The 1,941-nt window shown below is 60.7% G+C and carries 1 protein-coding gene and 1 tRNA gene; one reads left to right on the forward strand and one right to left on the reverse strand.

Annotated features, from left to right (window positions below; genetic code table 11):
• Positions 1-165: 165 nt before the first annotated feature.
• Positions 166-1,152, reverse strand: coding sequence for a hypothetical protein (locus tag VGN68_RS02520; protein ID WP_327473625.1), 987 nt, complete (start codon positions 1,150-1,152; stop codon positions 166-168).
• 697 nt (positions 1,153-1,849) lie between these two features.
• On the opposite strand from VGN68_RS02520, the gene VGN68_RS02525 reads away from it, so the two are divergent.
• A tRNA-Thr gene (locus tag VGN68_RS02525) sits at positions 1,850-1,925 on the forward strand.
• Positions 1,926-1,941: the final 16 nt, after the last annotated feature.

Raw genomic sequence — 1,941 nt, forward strand, 5'->3', positions numbered from 1 at the left:
ATCCTTCGTCGTCAGCTTGGCCGATTTCACAAAGAAGGTCTTTGGATCCTCGGCACCGCCGAGCAGGATCTGCCGGTCGCGCCGGAGATACAGATCGATGAACTCGTAGAGCCGCCCGAGATCGGGCAGAAGCAACCGATAAGGCTTCCGGCCGAAAAAGGACGACTACGCATTTTTGAACGCAACGGCGGGAATGAAGACCTCCCAGCCGCCCGATAGATCATTCCATCGAAGCTCCCCGCATCTCAGGTTCTCGAGTTGCTTCTCGCTGCTGTGCCGCCCGCCTCGAACACAGAATCGAAGCTGTCGGAGATTCTTCTGCCGAAGACCAAGATGCAAGCCAAAGCGCAGCATCAGAAAGGCGCGGACCGCTTCCGCCGCAGCCTTCGGATGACGCCGCGCGCTCGGCATCCGCGCCAGTATTTCCTCGGTGATCTTGCGATATTCGCCGACCGGGCTCTCGGCTTCGAGGATGGGCAATATCGGTTCGAACGGATCACGATGGACCTTCGCGACGCGCTGAACATCCTTCTTTCGGTTCAGGGCGTAGATGATGAAGCGGTCGCAGACAGCATCCCAATCCCTACAAGCTTCGTCGACCTCACCTGCGGAAATCAGCTCATCGACCGGTTGCAGGGCGTCCGCAAGGTCTGGGTGCTGCCGCATCCAACCCGTCTTTTCGCGCGCAAGCGAGAGCGCGAAGTCGAGCATATTGACCTCCCAGCTCGTATAGAAGCCGCGGCGCTCCTCGCGCCAATGGAGATACCAGTCCCAGACCGACGGGAAGAGCCGCATCGCGAGACACAGTCGATCGGCGGGAACGCCAAATCCGCGAACATCACCATCCGGCGGCGAGCATAGAGCACCGAACATAAGTCCGAGATGTTCCAATTTCTGCGACGCCGTTTCCTCGCCCCACATGCCTTGGCGAAGCAGGCCTGACGGCGCGAGGGTCGAGGTTTTGAATGCGATAAGACTATGGACTTCAGTCTGCAGTTGGGAGGGCGCATCGCGGCAGCCAGCCATGCTCCCGTCGGTCGCACCGGCATCGACCGATGCCGTGTTCGAGAATCGGAGGGAGAAGCGCTGCTGCGTCGCTTCTCGCTGAAAGCGGCGATACTCTGTCGCGCCCTCGATGATGACCGAACGCACCCACGCCAGTATTTCCTCGCGCTCGCGTTTGGGCCGTTTCGAGAAATCGCCCGGAAGGTGCCAGGCGAGTTTCCGCCTCTCGGAAGCCGTAAGCGCCGCGATGGCGGGCCGCGCGGTGGCGCGCCCGGTCCGATCGAGTTTCGCCTGAAAATAGCCCTCGGGCAGACGATAGCGGCGCTCGATTCTGCTCAGGACCGAGAGGCTTTCGATCGTGCCCGGCGCCTTAACGCCGGTCGCCCACGTCTGGATCGTCTTGCGATCGGTCTTGTCGTCCGGGCCGATAATGGCGCGGTGGAGATGATTGCAGCTATCTCCGTGCCGGCGCATGTGCAACGCAAGCGCTTCGGGAAAGGAGGGTGGATCGACCCATTCTTCTCCAGACGCCTCGGGAAATTCGACAATCACCTTCGGTTTCGGGCCGCGCTTCTTTTTCGGATGGCCAGCGAGGTCCGCGCTCTCGGCTATGGGAGCGAGCAGCGGGCCTTCCGCCAAAATGGTGGGCACTTTCAATAAACTCCTGCATTCGGTGTAGGGCGGCGCCCGATGGCAGAAGCTTCCTTTCAAATGGCAAACGGCTGGATCGCTCTCACGATCACCGCGGATTGCGGCGCCCGAACACCCTCTTGCGCTCGTCGCCGGGAAACTGCGCTACGACGCTTGTCTTCACGCCGACACGCTGGTAGAGGCGCCCCTCGTTGCCGCTTTAGCTCAGTTGGTAGAGCACATCATTCGTAATGATGGGGTCACAGGTTCGAGTCCTGTAAGCGGCACCATCGACCCCATAATTCA

The sequence above is a fragment of the Sphingopyxis sp. genome, from assembly GCF_035998965.1.
Taxonomy (GTDB): domain Bacteria; phylum Pseudomonadota; class Alphaproteobacteria; order Sphingomonadales; family Sphingomonadaceae; genus Sphingopyxis.